The sequence below is a fragment of the Mesorhizobium sp. WSM4821 genome (assembly GCF_055901555.1).
Genome location: NZ_CM148371.1, coordinates 5760964 through 5777399, shown reverse-complemented (window position 1 = coordinate 5777399; position 16436 = coordinate 5760964). Strand labels below are relative to the sequence as shown.

General features: G+C 60.7%; 16 protein-coding genes and 2 pseudogenes. 12 read left to right on the top strand and 6 right to left on the bottom strand.

All coding sequences use genetic code 11. The features are described 5' to 3' along the window. The first annotated feature begins 141 nt into the window (after positions 1-141). The 6 genes from AC0NID_RS28310 (at position 142) to AC0NID_RS28285 (ending at position 3935) form a co-directional block, all read left to right on the top strand. Positions 142-633 (top strand): class I SAM-dependent methyltransferase, encoded by a 492-nt coding sequence (locus AC0NID_RS28310; protein ID WP_474033351.1) that lies wholly within the window; start codon positions 142-144, stop codon positions 631-633. A 657-nt stretch (positions 634-1290) separates the two neighbouring features. Next, positions 1291-1536, top strand: a complete 246-nt coding sequence (locus AC0NID_RS28305; RefSeq protein WP_473455746.1) for a hypothetical protein — start codon at positions 1291-1293, stop codon at positions 1534-1536. 758 nt (positions 1537-2294) lie between these two features. Beyond that, on the top strand, positions 2295-2504 hold the full coding sequence (locus tag AC0NID_RS28300) for a hypothetical protein (protein WP_473455745.1): 210 nt from the start codon (positions 2295-2297) through the stop codon (positions 2502-2504). Between the two features lie 2 nt (positions 2505-2506). Further along, positions 2507-2968, top strand: coding sequence for a hypothetical protein (locus AC0NID_RS28295; RefSeq protein ID WP_473455744.1), 462 nt, complete (start codon positions 2507-2509; stop codon positions 2966-2968). A gap of 11 nt (positions 2969-2979) precedes the next feature. Continuing rightward, positions 2980-3330, top strand: a complete 351-nt coding sequence (locus tag AC0NID_RS28290; protein WP_473455743.1) for a hypothetical protein — start codon at positions 2980-2982, stop codon at positions 3328-3330. A 239-nt stretch (positions 3331-3569) separates the two neighbouring features. Beyond that, positions 3570-3935 (top strand): DUF2934 domain-containing protein, encoded by a 366-nt coding sequence (locus tag AC0NID_RS28285; protein ID WP_473455742.1) that lies wholly within the window; start codon positions 3570-3572, stop codon positions 3933-3935. 278 nt (positions 3936-4213) lie between these two features. Here AC0NID_RS28285 and AC0NID_RS28280 read toward each other — a convergent pair whose 3' ends face one another. The 3 genes and pseudogenes from AC0NID_RS28280 to AC0NID_RS28270 all read right to left on the bottom strand — a co-directional run bounded on the left by AC0NID_RS28280 (position 4214) and on the right by AC0NID_RS28270 (position 5448). Beyond that, a complete protein-coding gene (locus AC0NID_RS28280) occupies positions 4214-4639 on the bottom strand; it encodes a hypothetical protein (RefSeq protein ID WP_473455882.1) in 426 nt (141 codons plus the stop codon). Positions 4640-4693: 54 nt separating this feature from the next. After that, positions 4694-4750 (bottom strand): annotated as a pseudogene (locus AC0NID_RS28275) (hypothetical protein); the annotation flags it as partial. 278 nt (positions 4751-5028) lie between these two features. After that, entirely contained in the window at positions 5029-5448 is a 420-nt protein-coding gene (locus AC0NID_RS28270; protein WP_473455741.1) for a GNAT family N-acetyltransferase, read from the bottom strand. Positions 5449-6221: 773 nt separating this feature from the next. On the opposite strand from AC0NID_RS28270, the gene AC0NID_RS28265 reads away from it, so the two are divergent. Further along, on the top strand, positions 6222-7736 hold the full coding sequence (locus AC0NID_RS28265) for a winged helix-turn-helix domain-containing tetratricopeptide repeat protein (protein WP_473455740.1): 1515 nt from the start codon (positions 6222-6224) through the stop codon (positions 7734-7736). Positions 7737-8024: 288 nt separating this feature from the next. On the opposite strand, the gene AC0NID_RS28260 is transcribed toward AC0NID_RS28265, so the two are convergent. Beyond that, positions 8025-8837: a class I SAM-dependent methyltransferase gene (locus tag AC0NID_RS28260; RefSeq protein ID WP_473455738.1), complete on the bottom strand. Its 813-nt coding sequence runs from the start codon at positions 8835-8837 to the stop codon at positions 8025-8027. Between the two features lie 855 nt (positions 8838-9692). Here AC0NID_RS28260 and AC0NID_RS28255 point away from each other — a divergent pair. Genes AC0NID_RS28255 through AC0NID_RS28245 form a run of 3 tightly spaced genes read left to right on the top strand, consistent with a single transcriptional unit; the run spans position 9693 to position 12759 of the window. Further along, entirely contained in the window at positions 9693-10760 is a 1068-nt protein-coding gene (locus AC0NID_RS28255; protein WP_473455737.1) for a type III polyketide synthase, read from the top strand. Beyond that, the gene (locus tag AC0NID_RS28250; protein ID WP_473455735.1) at positions 10757-11473 is read left to right on the top strand and encodes a class I SAM-dependent methyltransferase; all 717 of its coding nucleotides are present in this window, start codon (positions 10757-10759) and stop codon (positions 11471-11473) included. Before AC0NID_RS28255 ends, AC0NID_RS28250 begins: the two co-directional genes overlap by 4 nt. Beyond that, positions 11470-12759, top strand: a complete 1290-nt coding sequence (locus AC0NID_RS28245) for an NAD(P)/FAD-dependent oxidoreductase (protein ID WP_473455734.1) — start codon at positions 11470-11472, stop codon at positions 12757-12759. The genes AC0NID_RS28250 and AC0NID_RS28245 overlap by 4 nt, the downstream gene beginning before the upstream one ends. Before the next feature lie 249 nt (positions 12760-13008). Here the strand turns inward: AC0NID_RS28245 and AC0NID_RS28240 are convergent. Next, positions 13009-13213, bottom strand: a pseudogene (locus AC0NID_RS28240) (helix-turn-helix domain-containing protein); the annotation flags it as partial. A 562-nt stretch (positions 13214-13775) separates the two neighbouring features. Between AC0NID_RS28240 and AC0NID_RS28235 the strand changes: the two are divergent. Continuing rightward, the gene (locus AC0NID_RS28235; RefSeq protein ID WP_473455733.1) at positions 13776-14498 is read left to right on the top strand and encodes an SDR family NAD(P)-dependent oxidoreductase; all 723 of its coding nucleotides are present in this window, start codon (positions 13776-13778) and stop codon (positions 14496-14498) included. 62 nt (positions 14499-14560) lie between these two features. Then, positions 14561-15667: an S-adenosylmethionine:tRNA ribosyltransferase-isomerase gene (locus tag AC0NID_RS28230; RefSeq protein WP_474033350.1), complete on the top strand. Its 1107-nt coding sequence runs from the start codon at positions 14561-14563 to the stop codon at positions 15665-15667. A 405-nt stretch (positions 15668-16072) separates the two neighbouring features. On the opposite strand, the gene AC0NID_RS28225 is transcribed toward AC0NID_RS28230, so the two are convergent. Next, entirely contained in the window at positions 16073-16426 is a 354-nt protein-coding gene (locus AC0NID_RS28225) for a Rieske (2Fe-2S) protein (RefSeq protein ID WP_473455731.1), read from the bottom strand. Positions 16427-16436: the final 10 nt, after the last annotated feature.

Below are 16436 nucleotides of genomic sequence, written 5' to 3'. Positions count from 1 at the left end.
TTCTCCACTCAGGGATCATTCTGGCCAGAGGACTACAAGGAACGTCTTGATCCCAATTTACCAATTCAGGATCACGTTGGGCGATATGTCGACAGGTTGACGACCAACCCAGTTTGCATACTCGATGTGGGTGCTGGCCCCTTGACGAAGCTCGGCAAAGTGCATGCCTCGAAAGAGATCATGATTACTGCAACTGACCTGCTGGCATCAGAATATGATCAAGTTCTGAGAGATTTTGGGATCCAACCTCTTGTGCGAACAGTTTTTGGTGACGCCGAAAATCTTAGCACCCAATTTGGCGATTGCAGTTTCGACATCGTGCATGGACAGAATTGTATAGACCACACGGCTAGTCCACTCAAGGCAATACAACAGATGCTATCGGTCACAAAACAAGATGGTTTCGTCGTGCTTTATCATGCTGAAAACGAAGGAAAGACGGAATCGTACAAGCAGCTGCACAAGTGGGACTTCACATGTGAGAAAGGACATTTCATTATCAGAGGGCCTGGACCGGATGGGGATTCGGTGGATGCCACTGACGCGCTGGCCGCGGTAGGGTCTGTTGAAACTAGCTTGGATGACGGCGCGGTGCTTGTTGCAATCCGAAAGCATCCGCAAAGACGCCAGTGATAGCTGGCTAACCTGTTCGCAGGCGGGCCCAGAACAAGCAGTAGGTAGGGGTCCCCTGTGTACCTGTGCCCCCTCGGCTACACCCAGTGGAGAACTGCTAGGAAGCTGAGGGGTACACTGGCCAATTTTCACTCCATGTCGGGCGCGTCGCCGCCAACAAAGAGCGTTGTCGGCTTACCGTATTCGCCGAGCGCCGGGTTAGCTTCACGCGACCACGAAGGCGGTGACAACAATCATCCTAGGGGCTTCTGATGCGGAAGAATGTTCTCTGACATGATCATTGTCTTTCGTTAAACCGAGGCTCAGCCTCCAAGGAGGCGACCACGCGGACTGGCTTCAATGGTGCCGACTACAGGCACCATCGGGCGATTCCCGCTTTGGCGCTTTCTGTTCGGCCTTTAACGCTGCGATTTCCTCATCACATCTTGCAATTCGGCTTTCAGGGTTGGCGACACGTTCGGTCAGCATGTAGCGGGCCTGTTAGACGAGTTAGAACCCGGTGAAGACGCCGGGTTATTTGGCGCGGCTTACGGCGAGGAGGAGCGACATCACTTCGGCTTGTCTTCCGCCTGATTGTCCGGCTTCGGACATAAGCTTGAAGGCTGCCGAATTGTTGCCGTAAATCGTGTTGGTCAGGATTTCAGGAGGAAATTCGCGATGACCAACACTTTTCACACAGTCACGGTTGAAAGAGCCGCCGAAGCCTACGTTCTCTCCAGAGGCAAGGCCCGGTTCCTCTCCATCGCACAGGCAATCCGCGCCATCCGGACACTCATGCCGGCTTGCAAGGCCACCGACCGCGAGTTGGAGGAGATGCTGGCGGCAGCATGCGTCATTCACGGCGTGCCGGTCGCTTTCGATGCAACAACAGCCACTGGTTCAGAAACGCGGCTCCATTCGTAGGGCCGAAGATGCCCGCGCTCTGGCAGACCGCGGAGTGCGATCGACGCGGCATTTGGCAGCGGATACGTGAGGCCCGCCTGGGTTTCAATGGCAGGGCTGCGATCCCGAAACGTGATCGATTTGGTAGGCGCTTTCGCTTAATCGCTATTGAGACCTTCAAACTATATGAATGAGGCGGCCGGCGACACAGCAGGTCAAGCCGGTATCAAGGCCCGTGTAAGCACCTCAAGGGGCGAGGAAGACCGTCAGCACGACTTGTCGCAGGACTTTTGGCACCGAAAACTGGGTAGAAGATGTGACGGTTTTAGCGTCCAATAATACAGGTTGGACTTGATCGTGACGGGAATAATCGGCTGAGCCGTTGCCGGAGTTGCCGACGCTCCCGAATCCGGAAGTATCTTCAGAATTGTTGTCGTCAGCGTGATTTCATCGCCGATCAGAACATCCCGCGCCATTTCACGGTTCTGGTGTGGCTTTGGCTGTCGTCAAGCGGAACATTAGCCGTTCCTAACGGTTCGGTAGGCGCAGTGGGCTGTATGTGCCCCCCTCTGTCCGCTGCAGAAGGCGCGTTCTGGCGTGATAACCGGAGCGCGCTTTCTCTTCAGCCTAAAGGCGGGACCGACGTTGGCAAATCATAGGCGCAATGTGCCTCCTGCGGCTATACCGCCTCCAGCGAACAAAATGAGAACAAATTGTCAAGGCAGCCTTGACTGCCGAGGAATATGTTCCTTATTCAGATACATCCAAGAGGAAGGGCTATGGAAAAGCGCCAAATCGCGCCGGCCGGCGAAGCTATGTCTGAATTGGAACTGGTTGCCCAGCAGGCCATAGCTGCGGCAGGCGGCGATGCCGTGATTGCCTTGCTGAACGTGCTCGTTCGGAATGCCGAACTCGAGCGCGAGCTTGCGCTGTCGCGGGCAGCAGTCTCGAACGGCTTTTCTCGTGGCTGGCACAAGGCTCGACCCTAGCCATGGCAAACACGGCGGAAGACAATTTCCGGATCGAGGTTTGGGACCGCGAGGAGAAGGCGCTTGTCGAGACGATTTGTCGGTCGCCGGACTCATTTATCAGCCAAGCGGCCTGGCAGGTCGCCATCCGGCGTCGACCGGGCATGGTCCTGATTCACTACAATAGTCGGCACGTGATGGAGAAGATCATCACACCTGGCGAGACGACAGTGCCGCCACAAACCATCGTCGAGGGCAGCATACATGCAGGGCTAGACGTATCGCTTGGCGATCTGCGGGAGTGGCATACGCTGCGGGCATGGTGCAGAAATTGCTCGCATCATGCCGAGGTAAAGTCAGCCGCACTCATCCGTAGGTATGGCAAGGGCGCGCTGTTGAGCACGGTCGAGAGGGCGCTGCTCTGTATGAGTTGCGACAGGGGTGGGCCGGTTCGGCTGGACATTCACAAGCTGCCGAGGAATTGAGGACGGAAAAGATGCAGGATCTGATCGATTTTCTACAAACCAACTCGGCCCTGGTGCTGGCCAACCCTGTAGCCTTTGCTTCGTTCGCGGTCCTTTTTGGAGGCGGAGGCTTTCTAGTCGGGCGCTACTTTTTGGCGGAGCGCATCGCCAATCTTGAAAGCCGCATCGCCCGGCGGGATGACGAGATCGTCGACCTCAAAGCGCGACAGACCGCCAAGAAGCTAGAGCTGCCATTGGTTCCTATCGCTCGTACCACGGCCGTCGACAGATACGACAGGCCGGCGCCTTTCAGTGGGAGGTTACCTGAAAGGCGGCGCCGGCCAGACGGGCCGTCAAGTCCGCCGCGCCTTAGCGATAGTTGAGTCGCAGCTTCGCCGTGCATGGCGTGATGCCGGAAATTAGCATTTACGCGCTCCCGTCCGTTTCACTCCCTCATCGATTTCGCGCACAAATACTAGGGATCATCGGCCGGTTGCGGGGTAAGTTCCTCCGGAAGCAAGCGCCAGCCGGGTTTTGTCCGTCCTTGTCCGAAATCGGCGTGGAGGGTCGGATCGTTCCGACCCTTCTTGCGTTGGGTGAACACCCAATGGGAGGAACGACCATGTCAGACGACAAACACGAACGCATTCGCCGCCGCGCATATGAGATCTGGGAACGAGAAGGCCGGAAGCACGGTCTGCACGAGCGCCACTGGAATCAGGCGACGTTTGAAATCGAGAACGAAGACCGCTCGCTTGGTGCTCGACCACCGGCGATATCTGGTGCCGAAGTCCCAGGTCCTGCGCCCCAAAGCCGAAGGAAGAAAGACAAGCGCGCCGCTGGTCAATCAGATGTTGAAGCAGCGGAAGCACTGGCGATGAGAACAGGCATTACCGGCGACCAAGCTCAAGACCTCATCGACCGCCTCGGTGACGATCCGCTGGCACTCGATGAGGCGGCGCGGAGCCTTAGGGCATCCGAAAGCTAACCGCCGGATGTCCAGGCAGTCCGTCGCTATCGACGCATCGCCGCAGATTTTCACTTTCCGCAGTCTCACTTTGTGCGCTGCGTACGGCGAACGTCAGCAGCCTCACTCGGAATTTCCCTGGTCTTTGTTAGTGGATCCCCTGCAGCAGGTTGTAGATCGAGCCGCGCTTGATCTTTATAGGCCCCTCCCACGAACGAGGGACCGCCATGGAGCGTCGGCGCGAAGATCAAGGTCATGTATAAGCGCTGTGTGCCATTGGGTCTGGCCATCGGTGTTGCTTATCTCTTTATCTGCGATTTGACGTCCGCAGGAGAGTAACCCGAGGTGATCGCGGACAGGATCACCTCAAGCACCCAGGATGCGGTCTCCCTGGCCTGAATGCCGGTGAGACCGCCATAGTCCTTCAAGACCTCCCAGGCAGAGGCCGAGAAGAGCAGATGGGCCAGCGAATCGACCTTCTCCGCCGCCGGGGGGCGGGGGGAGGCGATGGCGGGTGCGCGAGCGAAGTTGGCGCGCCGCTTCGCAACCGTGCCTATCCGCATCTCGCGGCCGGCCCGGGGATGCAGGGAGGCGCCGATCGCCGCTTCGTGCGTGCCGAACCGTGGGAAGGCTTGTCTCGGACCACCGACGATCTCCTTCAGATTCTGAGGCATCGCAGAGACGGCTATCCGGGCATTCAGCCAAGGCCAGAAAGCAGCCAGCAAAGGCAGATCGTCCTTGGTCGCGAAGTGGCGAAACACGGTTCGCCGCTGTACTCCGGCTTTCTGAGCGATAGCTTCTGTGCTGATCTTAATGAATGACCGCGCTCCCCACACGTTGCAGACACATTCACGACGACCACCCAATGACCGCCTAGGGTGTTCGCCGGGACAAGGCGCTTTCCAGTGGGCGGAAGTCCACCCGGCAACCACTCCAGCCGGAAGCAATCGGAGCAGGTGGCGGCGTCTGGCCCCTGGGCGCTCAGCGCAGAAGCTCTTGGAGATCTATTGGCTAAATCGGCCGGCGTCTTATCGACGCTGTAGGTCTCTCGCAGCAATCGCGGCGAAGGATGACAATACTTTGGCATCCGTCTGGGTCTGTCTGCCGGGCTTGATTAATCGAAACAATATACACCATCGTTGGCAAGGTCCTTTGTCACATCGGCAGGGGTGGAGCCGTAAGTCCCTTGAGGGTAGAGCGCCTCGGTGGCGAGCCACGTACGCTGCAGGAGCGGCGTATAGAGCACATAGCCCAGTTCAACGACGTGATGCGCGGGCCTTGCCTCCATCAGGCACAGCCAGCCGAGCGCGCTGTCCTCGGGGTCGGCGACGACGAAGAAGGCACGCTTGCGGTCGGCCACCAGCTCGGCCAGATGATCGGCGAAAGCCTGCTCGGTTGCGAACGGCCCGACCTTCATGTCGACCCAGGTGGCATCAGTGTGCTCGTCATGCGAAAGCCGGAATAGCGGCGCGGCATCGCGTCCGGCATCAAGCGGCCGCAGCCGGCCCGAGTGGCCTTCCAGGACAAGGGCCAACGGAACCGGAGCGTCACCCGGTGCATTTCGATTGTCGCCTGCCAGCCGATGGCATCGTCGGTTTCCCCGAACCCGATCTGGATCATATCTTACTTTGCCGCCCGCCACGCCGCGATCGCGTCGGCGGCAATTTCGCCACGCCTGTCACGGTCGACCAGGAAATCAACGATACCACAGGACCCGGCGGCCGTGCCAATTGCCGCCGCCGGCAAAACAGACGCCATCGGCCTGCAGGCGGGCAATCGTCTGCAGCGTCTTTACGGATTATCCGCTCGGGCATTCACTGCGGACATTGGCAACGCAAGATGGCAGGGTCCAGGCGACCGCGATGATCAGCGCGGCCCCCGAAGGGCAGAGGGCTTCGAGAGGCCCTGTCCTTCGCCAAAGATGATCGTGCCGAGTTCGTGACTGTTCTCTGGCGCAACGACGCGAATTATTTCCCATTGCCTCGTTTCATGGATATCCTGGGCACTGAGTAAACCGGATGCGTTCGCCCGCGCTGGCTTCGAATCGACCTGGGGGGCGGCCAGGGTCCAAGTGGATGGAACAAGCAGGACGCCGGCATAAACGCCGAACGAGATGCATGCACCCCAATAGCGCGGCCACGCGACGGAAGAAGTGCCGGGAACGTGTCGTTTAGGAGACATGATGAGTTCCTTCGCTGTAGCGGTGTGGTTGAGTTGCATCGAGAGCATGGACCAGCAGGCGGTTTTCCGTCCTGAAAGGCTGGCGGAAAAATTCCGAAATCATCCAAACGATCCCAAGTTGCCCGAATGACCGGCGTGCCCCTCGTGTTTGGTCCCTTCGTTTTCGACGACGAGCGACAGACGCTGCTCAAACACGGATCGATTATTCACGTCAGTCAAAAAGGACTTCTGCTTCTTCGCACTTTGCTCGAGGCTGACGGAGCTGCGGTCACCAAATTCGCATTGATGAAAGCGGCATGGCCGAACGCCCTGGTCGAGGACAGCAACCTGACGGTGCAGATCGCCGCCCTTCGCAGATGTCTCGGCGACGCGCCAGGGAGGGGTCAGTGGATCGTCACGGTCCCGCGCGTAGGCTACCGGTTCGTCCATTCCGACCGGTCGGTTGCCGATGGGGCGGCCGCAACCGCTGCGCTGGCGGGTAAAACAGCGATTGCGGTGATGCCCTTTGCGAACTTGAGCAGCGAACCCGAACAGGATTTTTTCACCGAAGGCCTGACGGACGACCTTATTACGGACCTCTCCAAGACCCCCGGTCTTCTGGTAATCGCGCGGACATCGTCGTTTGTCTTCAGGGGGCGGCAAGTCGATGCCCGCGAGGTGGCGAGGAAACTCGGCGTGCGCTATCTCGTAGAGGGAAGTGTCAGACGCACCGCGAACCGTGTGCGCATCAACGCGCAACTCATTGACGCCGCCAGCAATTCCCACATCTGGGGCGACCGCTTCGATCGCGACCTCGCCGATGTCTTCGCCCTCCAGGATGAAATTGTCGCAAGGATTGTCGAGGCCCTTTCCGGGGCATTGCCAGGTACGAAACGGGTCACCCATCGACGCACAGCCAGCCTGGAGGCTTATGAGCTGTTCGTCCGCGGTAAGGCCCAAATCGCCCAGGCGTCTGAGAGCACGGCGACCGGTCGCGACCTCCTGCGCGGCGCCATCCGCCTCGACCCGTCATTTGCAGATGCCTATGCATGGCTCGCGGACGGTCTTCGTGTAGCCTGGATTTATGGTGGTGAGCCGGAAGCCTCGCTTCGCCCAAAAGCACGCGATGCGGCACAACGGGCCGTTTCCCTTGACCCCGAGAACGCCGACGCCCGCTGGAGCCTCGGGCTAGTGCTTGCATACGATGGGCTGCTTGCCGACGGCATCGCCGAGGTCGAGGCCGCGCTCAGGCTAAACCCGAACCACGCGGACGCGTGGGCCTTTATGACCGACCTTATGGTACTCGACGGGCAGCCAGCCAAGGGGATCGACTGTGCGCGCCATGCCATGCGCCTCAATCCCTATCCTCCGGCTGTATATCATTGGTTTCTCGGCTTGGCCCAGTATGCGGCGGGTCAGTACGATGAGGCAGTCACCACCTTGCGCCATGAGGCGACGCATAGGCAAGGGTCACAACGCATCCTCGCGGCGAGCCTGGCGCAACTCGGGCGTGTAGACGAGGCGCGGGCAGAGGCCGGGCAATTTCTGTCGGCCTACCCCGAATTCACGGCAACGCGTTGGGGGGCTGTTCACCCCTTCCGCAACGACGAAGATCGCGACCACTTCATTGGGGGATATGTGAAAGCCGGCCTTCCATTGTAGCGGGCTCAAACGTTTCGAGTTCAAGTTTGCTCCGGAATGGTGGAATTTTGGCGCAAATCCGAAGGCCGGCGCTTCGTTCCTCGAACATCCTAAAAATGAATCCTGATCAAACAAGCGCTGGGAGTTTCTGAATTTTGGTTGATTGCTTTTTTGATGACCCGTTCCTTGCTGTCGTTTACGACGCCGGCGCCTAAGGGGTTTGCGCGACGATCAGCGAATTTGCAGATGTGGAGAAGCTCGATCAATTGGGAGCTGGACGTAGCGCCGCGATCGAATCGCCGTTAACATTCATACGCGCTTCACACCCTCGGCCCACGCCATCCCGTACCAGACCGCTGAATCGGGTTGTTTGCTCCACGCCACGAGAGCATCAATACCGTCCATCGCTGTCTTGCGGGGGACACCCGTGACGATAATGTCATCCATCGCTTCTTCGATGATGCTGGCGATATTGCGGACGACATCTTCGAACTCAGGTTCACCAGAGCAGCCGCCGAAAAATACGAAGGTGTTGCGGCGAGGGCGAAGTTCCGCTTGATGCAGAAGCTGAACGAGACGCCGCCCCACGATGGGATCGTTGCCATGCCGGTCGTAGCTGCGTTGATAGGCATGCCAAAGGGGCGCAAATCCGGGAGGTTCAGGCCAAAGGCGCATCGTGTCGTAATCGTCATCGGCAATGATGACTCTGCCACCGGGGCGCACGGCACGCGCCATATACTGTACGACCTCCACCGGATTGGGCACATGCTCCAAAACGAATCGTGTGTGAGCAACGTCGAACGTACCCCATTCGTCGCCGCGAATTGGCGGGGACAGGACATCGCCTTCGCGCATCGTCAACAGGTTTGTCTCGCCCTCCGCAGCGGCTTGGCGAAGTGCTTCTTCGATCTGCTCAGGGCTGCGCTCGATTGCCAGCACCGGAAGGCCGGTCGCGCGGGCGATCATCCGCGAGAACTGTCCTAGCCCAGCACCGAAGTCGATGACGCGTTCACCCGCAACGAAGTTTGCCGGGACAAGGCATCGCTCATTCAGTCTCCGGTTCAGTCCGGTAAGGCGTTCCTGTTCAGTCTCATTTGACCCATGTGTGTAGTGTGATGACATTTTGTCGCTCGCCTTCCCTCAACCGGCCATCACCTTGGCGCGAACCTCTGTCGCCAGCGCTGTGACGGCGCTCCAGAGCGCATCGTCCAGAAGCTCGTACAGCTTCATCGCAACCCCTGCCGCCGCGACATACTAGTTCCAAGACTTGAAAACTCTCCTGAGACGGTTTGGCATCATGAACAGTTGCTCCGCATTGGTAAATCCAGCTTGATGCCCCATCGCCGTCCAACTCTCAGCCGGCTCAGGGAAGTCAGCTAAGCGCATGTGGCTCTCCATCGCGGCGAATTCGTCATCTGTCACCGCTGCGAACGCAACCCGACACGCCGAAAAGCCATTCAGCTCGGTTTTCTCCCTCAAGCTGTGTGGGCTCCCAGATCAGGAATATGCCACTTCGGTTCAGCGCATCGTGCACATCTCTCATCAACCGAGCCTTCCCTTGGCGCCGGCAATCGCTTTCGGTGTCTTCGGTAACGGATTTCGTCGAGCATCGACAGTTCGAAAGATGGGACATCGGACAGCGTCGCCGGGGCGTTCGCCCGCCGGCTGGCGTGCCGTCCAAGTGGCACAGCGCGTGGACCAGGCGCACGTCGGCGGTGCCTTGCCGCCGGTGTAGTCGGGCGCATTCCTCGACGCTCATTGCTGCGCCGAACCGCCGGGGTAGCGTCGGGGGGGACGGCGCGGCGCGGCTTTGGTGTCCAGCCCGGCAACGGCGCATACTGAACCTTCGGGACGAAATCAGTTTTCAGATACGTTTATCGAACAGGCAGCGCTCGAGACCTGGTGTCCGACACCTTGGTGCCAATGAGCAACACCTTCCGGCGGTGGCTCTCAACGTGTACGCCGGGGAGACAGAACATGCCCGCCAACGCCTATATCAACCGGATCGCGACAGCGGTGCCGGAGCACGAGGTTCATCAATTCTACCTCCGTTTCGCGGCCTCGATGCTCGCGGCCGACCGCCGAAGGGTTTTCGAACGTATGGCCGGTGTTGCTGGCATCGAGCGCCGCTATTCCTGCTTTGCGCCGGCCCTCGACGCTGAAGGACCGTCGGCCGATCTGGCTGGGACTTTCATTCGCGGTGCGTTTCCCGGGACGGCCGCGAGAATGGCAATGTTTGGCGAAGCCGCACCTGCTCTGGCGCAAAAGGGCGTCGACGGGTTGCAGCTTGGTGACGACGCTTCCCGCATCACCCATCTCATCGTCACCACCTGCACCGGGTTCTCAGCGCCGGGTATCGATCTGGACCTGGTTGCGCGCTGCGGCCTGCAAGATACGGTCGAACGCACGATGATCGGTTTCATGGGCTGCTACGCGGCGATCAACGGCCTCAAGCTTGCCCGCCACATCGTGCGCGCCGACCCGCAGGCCAGGGTCCTGCTGGTCAATATCGAGCTCTGCACGATGCACCTGCGCGAAACCACCGAGCTCGAAAAGCTGCTGTCGTTCTGCCTCTGGGGCGATGGCTGTGCGGCGGCACTCGTCACCGCCGAGCCGCATGGCATCCTGCTCGAAGACTTTCATTGTATCGTCGCGGCCGAGCGGCGGCACCTGATGAGCTGGAGCATTCGCGACGATGGTTTCGAGATGTTCCTTTCGGGTCAGGTTCCGACAGCAATCTTTGAAGCATTGCGCAGCAACCAGGGCGCTATCCTCGGCAGCCGGCCGGCAGAAGCGATCGACCTTTGGGCCGTGCACCCGGGTGGACGTTCGGTTCTCGACGCCGTCGAAAGGGCCCTGGACCTCGCGCCCGCGGCGCTGACGCCGTCGCGCGAGGTGTTGCGCCGATACGGAAACATGTCGTCGGCGACCGTCATGTTCGTGATGGAGGAGATGATAAAAGCGCCGCCTGACCTGCTCGGCTGCGGCATGTCGTTCGGACCCGGATTGACGGCTGAAACCATGCTGTTTCGAACCGTATCATGAGCGACCTGGACCACCGCCGGCTTGAGCCGGAAATCCTAGACGGACTTGCGGCCGAAGATCCGCGCGCGATTGCCTCGCGCCGCGACCTCCGCCACATCAACGCGCTGATGTTCCAGGCGCCGATCATGGCGTCGTTGCTCAGGAAGTTTGTGCCAAAACCGCCAGGCCGCATTCTGGAGATCGGCGCCGGCGACGGCAGCTTCATGCTCGCGGTGGCGCGGCGCATGGCCAAACATTGGCTCGAGGTCGAGCTGGTGATGCTCGACCGCGTCGAACTCGTCACCGCGCAGCTACGCAATGATTTTGGCGCACTGGGATGGACGATCGAAGGCGTCGCTGCCGACGTCTTCGACTGGGCCGAAACGACCGAAGGCAAGCCATTCGACGTGATCACCGCCAGTTTGTTCCTGCATCATTTCGACGACGCTGGGCTGGTGCGTCTGTTTTCACTGCTGATGCCGAAAGCCCGACTGCTGCTGGCGACAGAGCCACGACGGGCAAAACCGGCGCTGGCCGCGGCTCGATTTCTTCCGGCAATCGGCGTCAACGACGTGACCCGAAACGACGCCGCCCAAAGCGTGCGCGCCGGCTTTCGCGACAGCGAGCTTTCCGATCTCTGGCGTGCGGCCGATGGCAGGCCGATAGAGGAACGGCGCGCCGGCCTTTTTTCCCATATCTTCGTCGGCGCCAACAACGATGCGGGTTCGAGATGATCCATGACGCGATCATCATAGGCGGCGGCCCGGCGGGCACATCCGTCGCGCTGACGCTTGCCCGGCGCGGATGGGCCGTGGCCATTGTGGAGAAGAGCAGTTTCCCGCGCCGCAAGGTCTGCGGAGAATACATCTCGGCCAGTAATCTTGCCCTTCTCGACCAACTGGAGATCGGCGATGCCTGGCGCGCCAATGCCGGCCCCGAAATCCGCCGTGTTGGCTTCTTTTGCGGCAAGACCTGCGTCGAGGCGCCAATGCCCTCTGCAAAAGACGGGCCCTGTGCAAAAGATGGGCCCTCTGCAACAGATGGCTTCGGCAGAGCGCTGGGCCGCGACGTTCTCGACTTTCTGCTGTTGCAGTCGGCGCGATCGGTGGGCGCCGAAATCTTTCAGCCTTGCCGCGCCGTCGCTATCGACCGGGATGGCGACATGCAGACGGTGCGACTTCAAGCCAAAGACGAACAAGCCAGCGACGAAGTGATGGTGTTGCGTGCGCCGGTGATCATCGCCGCGCACGGTTCCTGGGAACCAGGACCGCTGCCCAGCCAGCTCGAAAAGACCAACCGCCCTTCGGACCTGCTCGGCTTCAAGGCGCATTTCACCGGGTCCTCCCTGGCGCTCGATCTGATGCCTCTGCTGGCGTTTCCCGGTGGCTATGGCGGCATGGTCCGGACGGATCACGGCCGGGTGTCGGTCTCGTGCTGCATCCGGCGCGATGTGCTGGCGCGATTGCGCAAACAGCATGGCGACAAATACCACGGCGCCGAACGCCATGCCCCCCAAATCCATGGCCATATGTCGGCCGCTGATGCGGTCTTTCGCCATCTCGTGGACTCATCACGGGGCCTCAGCGATGCGCTGCAAGCAGCCCAGCGCGACGGTCCATGGCTTGCCGCAGGCCCAATCAGGCCGGGAATTCGCTCTTGTTACGAACGGGACATCTTTCGCGTCGGCAATGCAGCCGGAGAATCGCATCCGATCATAGCCGAGGGCATCTCGATGGCGCTTCAGTCCGGTTGGCTGCTGGCTCGCGAACTCGCATGCGCGCCAAGCGGCGGGGCAGGCCGCGAGGTTGCCGGCAAGCGCTACGAGGCGGCCTGGAGGCGACTGTTTTCGACGCGCATTCACGCCGCTGCAGCCATCGCCCGAATTGCCCTTCGCCCCAGCAGCGCCGCGCTTATGCGCGCGACCGTCCGCAATTTCCCGCAAGCGCTGACATTGGGCGCGCAATTGAGCGGCAAGATAAACCCGGTTCCCGGCTTACCTGACAACTGGCCCAGGCGCTGAAAGTCAGCGGAACGCAACTCGCCCGTCCAGTGAGCAGCTTTCCAGCCCACATTCTCTGCCGCGGCGACATTCGCAAGAGAGTCATCAACGAGCAAGATTTCGTTCGGAGCGCGGCCCGTGCGCAGTCCGATCTTCCGTAGAAAATGCCGTTCGGTTTTCGGCAGCCCATCTCGGCGAAGTAGAAGATCCCGTCAACGTGCTCGGCAAGCCCAAGAACCTGCATCAGGGCAGTTAGCCCCCATACGCTCCTGGTTCGTCGCCAGGGTCAGTCCCGCCCTCGCGCAGATACCGACGCACCGTGTTGCGCGCGCACCCGAATTCCTTCGCCGGGCCGCGTCGCTCCCCAGCCAAGCTCATGCAGCCGCAGCATCGCTGCCACCTCTTCAGGTTGAAGCATCTCCTCTCCCTGCATCGTTCTCGACAATGCAGGAATCGCCGAAACCCCAATCGTCATCCACGCCTCCTCTCTTAACCGAGGGGGTCAGTTCTTCATTTCGTCAGGGGGTCAGTTTTCCATGTCGCCCGACAACAGGGCCTGAACGCAAAGCCCGCCTCTGGCGGAGAGCGCGGGCCTGATCGGGTTGCGGCTCGTTCTAAAGCGGGCTGCGGGGGCATGCTCGCTGGTCACGGAAGCCGGTTCGCCGCGGTTGCCCCTGCGTGACAGGATTCCTTCGGCGTGCGCGTCAGGTAAGCCACAGATAGCCGCTGGCCAACATGTTCGTACCTTAGTCGCCCATGTCCATCGTGCGATCTGCGGGCGGTGCGTCGTAGATCGTATGCATCCGGTGACGACCGGTGACGTCCGGTGAAGCCCGGTGAAGACCACAGACGTGCGTCTCCGGCGGGCCATGAGCACCTGAGCACCGCGGTGCTGGATCATGCTTTCGACGGGGAGACGCGATGACATCGTTCGAGGAGGAGTTTGACCTCCTCGATGCCAAAGAGCGATTGCCTCTTGACCTCAAGTTTACTTGAGCTTGTAGGGATTGTCGGTACAGACCGAAGGAGCATCGGAAATGCAGACGAATATCGATCTTGAGGGACTTCGCGTGGCGGTCACCGGCGGCACGTCCGGCCTCGGACTGGCGCTCGTGCGGCAACTTGCCGAGCAGGGTGCGTCCGTTGCCTTCGTCGCACGCACCGCCGCGCTGGTCGAACGTATCGCCGACGAGACGGGCGCGCACGGCATTGTCGGCGACATCGGCAACAAGCAGGGCATCTACCCGATCGCGTTACAGGTCACTGCGAGCCTCGGCGGTCTTGATGTCCTGATCAACAATGCGTCGAGCCTCGGCCCTGTCCCTCTGGCGCTGCTTGCCGATACCGAGTGCGAGGAGCTGGAAAAAGCGCTCACGGTCAACCTCATCGGCGCATTCCGGCTGACGAAAGCCCTGTTTGGTGCGCTTGCCGCGTCCGCACGCGCGGGCCGTGGCGCGCTGGTGATCAACATCTCCAGCGACGCGGCTGTGAACGCTTATCCCGGGTGGGGCGCGTATGGCGCGAGCAAGGCAGCTCTTGCCCATCTGACGGCGATTTGGGACGAGGAGGCGAAAGCCGACGGCATCCGGCTCCTCGCGCTCGACCCCGGCGACATGGATACCCCGCTGCATGCGCTCGCGGTTCCTGATGCCGATCCGGCGACCTTGAAGCGACCCGAACTGGCTGCTGCCGAGATCATCGAAAAAATGCTCGACGCGTTGCCCGTCCGCACAACGCTTCTCGCCGGGGCACATTCATGATTGCCGCCGAACGTCTCGATCGGCACTCCGCCAGGCTGTTCGTCGTAGAGACGGACGGCACGATGCGCGACCTGCCGCGCGCTGGGCTCGCGATGCTGTTCGATCCCGGCGATCTAGTCGTCGCCAATGATGCCGCGACCTTGCCTGCCAGCTTGCATGGCCTGCATGTCCCCAGCGAAGAGGCGATCGAGATCCGCCTGGCAGGGTGGCTGTCGGTTCCCGATCCAACCCGCTTCGTTGCGATCGCCTTCGGCTCGGGCGATCACCGCACGCGCACGGAAGACCGGCTGCCGCCGCCTCCGCTGTCACCAGGCGATCGCCTACGGCTCGGCCCGCTTGAAGCCGTCATAGAGCGCCTTCTCGACCATCCTCGCCTTCTCAAGCTGCACTTCCCAGGCAACCGCGCAACGGTGCTTGCAGGGCTAGCGCAGCATGGCCGGCCGATCCAATACGCGCATGTTCCCGAACCGTTGGCACTGTGGGATGTTTGGACGAAGATTGCCGCCGGGCCGGTCGCCTTCGAGGCGCCTTCGGCAGGCTTTGCGCTTGACTGGCTCACGCTTCGAGCTTGGCGTCGGCGCGGCGTCGACTTCGCGACACTCACGCTCGCCGCGGGCGTTTCTTCCACCGGCGATCCCGCGCTCGATTCGCGCCTCCCTTTTGACGAGCCGTACCGGATCCCTGAGCGCACCGCGACGCGGGTCGCGCGGGCGAAGCTCCGCGGCAGCCGCATCATCGCGATCGGGACGAGCGTAGTGCGCGCGCTTGAGGCAGCCGCCAATCCCGATGGCAGTGTGCGTGCCGGAAATGGCATTGCGACAGGACGCATCGATCGGAGCGCACGGCTTCACGTGGTTGATGCCATTCTCACAGGCGTCCACCAGCCCGGCGAGAGCCATTTCGAGCTCCTGCGCGCCTTTGCCGACAATGCTCTGCTCGCCAAGGCCTCCGCAGCTTTCGACATGTATGGATACCGCGCGCATGAATTCGGCGATTCCCTGTTGCTTAATCGCCAACCTTTGCTTCTATCGCGCGAACAGAACCGGGCTGAGGTGGTCGAGACGAAGGCTGAGGTGTACCCTGGTGTCGGCAGGATCGGTGCCATTTCCGGCCCTCGGCGCGCGAAGAAGTCGGAGCTATGTTGCAGCGGACCAACGTTCGAAATTTGACCCGATCCGGTCATTCCCGCGTCGCTGCGGCAACGTCGCTAAAGGGTCCCGCGCTCCGACTCAGAATGGCTCCTCGGCGACATAGCGATTAGCTTTGCAGTTGCCGAATGCAGACATCGCAGGGAGCACTTTTGAGGTCGCAGGCGTGCTGACGAAGAGCTTGTCTGCAGCGACGACGGTCAGGCCAGCGGCCAACCCGAGATGAATGAAAATCGCGGCGCGAGATCTTACCGCGGCCAATCAGATTTGAGCGATACCAAGCTTGTATTCAGGCTCCGATATTTGACTCTCCCATTGCGGATTTTCCGCGTTATTGTGCGTCAAGCAGCTTTGAAAAATCTACCGTTTAGCCGCGATCACCATTTCTTCCAGCTCTGCGACTGTGTACTGCTCACCTCTGCCCAATCAGGCCGTCACATAGATGCTGCCGGCCTCGACGGTGACTGGAAATGTGCGTGCTCGAACGGACGGATCGACCAAGGCCGCGCCTGACTTGATGTCGAATTCCCAGCCGTGCCAGGCGCATCGCACGATCTCGTTCTCACGATGATAGAGGAATTGCGCCTGTTCGACGGGCGCGGTGGTTCCGCATTGCGGTCCCTCGCAAAGCGGAGCACCGCGATGCGGACAAACGTTCAGCAGCGCGTGGAATGAGTCTCCGATACGGAAAACCCCCACCGAAAAGCTGCGGATTTTGGCAATATAGGGCGATCCGGCGTCGACCTCTTCGACGCGGCAAATATATGTCTTCTCTGCCATAGTAATCAGC

Coding starts and splice junctions, on each gene's coding strand:
- AC0NID_RS28305 (WP_473455746.1), top strand. CDS start 1,291: ATGACCAACACTTTTCACACAGTCACGGTTGAAAGAGCCGCCGAAGCC.
- AC0NID_RS28300 (WP_473455745.1), top strand. CDS start 2,295: ATGGAAAAGCGCCAAATCGCGCCGGCCGGCGAAGCTATGTCTGAATTG.
- AC0NID_RS28295 (WP_473455744.1), top strand. CDS start 2,507: ATGGCAAACACGGCGGAAGACAATTTCCGGATCGAGGTTTGGGACCGC.
- AC0NID_RS28290 (WP_473455743.1), top strand. CDS start 2,980: ATGCAGGATCTGATCGATTTTCTACAAACCAACTCGGCCCTGGTGCTG.
- AC0NID_RS28285 (WP_473455742.1), top strand. CDS start 3,570: ATGTCAGACGACAAACACGAACGCATTCGCCGCCGCGCATATGAGATC.
- AC0NID_RS28265 (WP_473455740.1), top strand. CDS start 6,222: ATGACCGGCGTGCCCCTCGTGTTTGGTCCCTTCGTTTTCGACGACGAG.
- AC0NID_RS28260 (WP_473455738.1), bottom strand. CDS start 8,837: ATGTCATCACACTACACACATGGGTCAAATGAGACTGAACAGGAACGC.
- AC0NID_RS28255 (WP_473455737.1), top strand. CDS start 9,693: ATGCCCGCCAACGCCTATATCAACCGGATCGCGACAGCGGTGCCGGAG.
- AC0NID_RS28250 (WP_473455735.1), top strand. CDS start 10,757: ATGAGCGACCTGGACCACCGCCGGCTTGAGCCGGAAATCCTAGACGGA.
- AC0NID_RS28245 (WP_473455734.1), top strand. CDS start 11,470: ATGATCCATGACGCGATCATCATAGGCGGCGGCCCGGCGGGCACATCC.
- AC0NID_RS28235 (WP_473455733.1), top strand. CDS start 13,776: ATGCAGACGAATATCGATCTTGAGGGACTTCGCGTGGCGGTCACCGGC.
- AC0NID_RS28230 (WP_474033350.1), top strand. CDS start 14,561: ATGCGCGACCTGCCGCGCGCTGGGCTCGCGATGCTGTTCGATCCCGGC.
- AC0NID_RS28225 (WP_473455731.1), bottom strand. CDS start 16,426: ATGGCAGAGAAGACATATATTTGCCGCGTCGAAGAGGTCGACGCCGGA.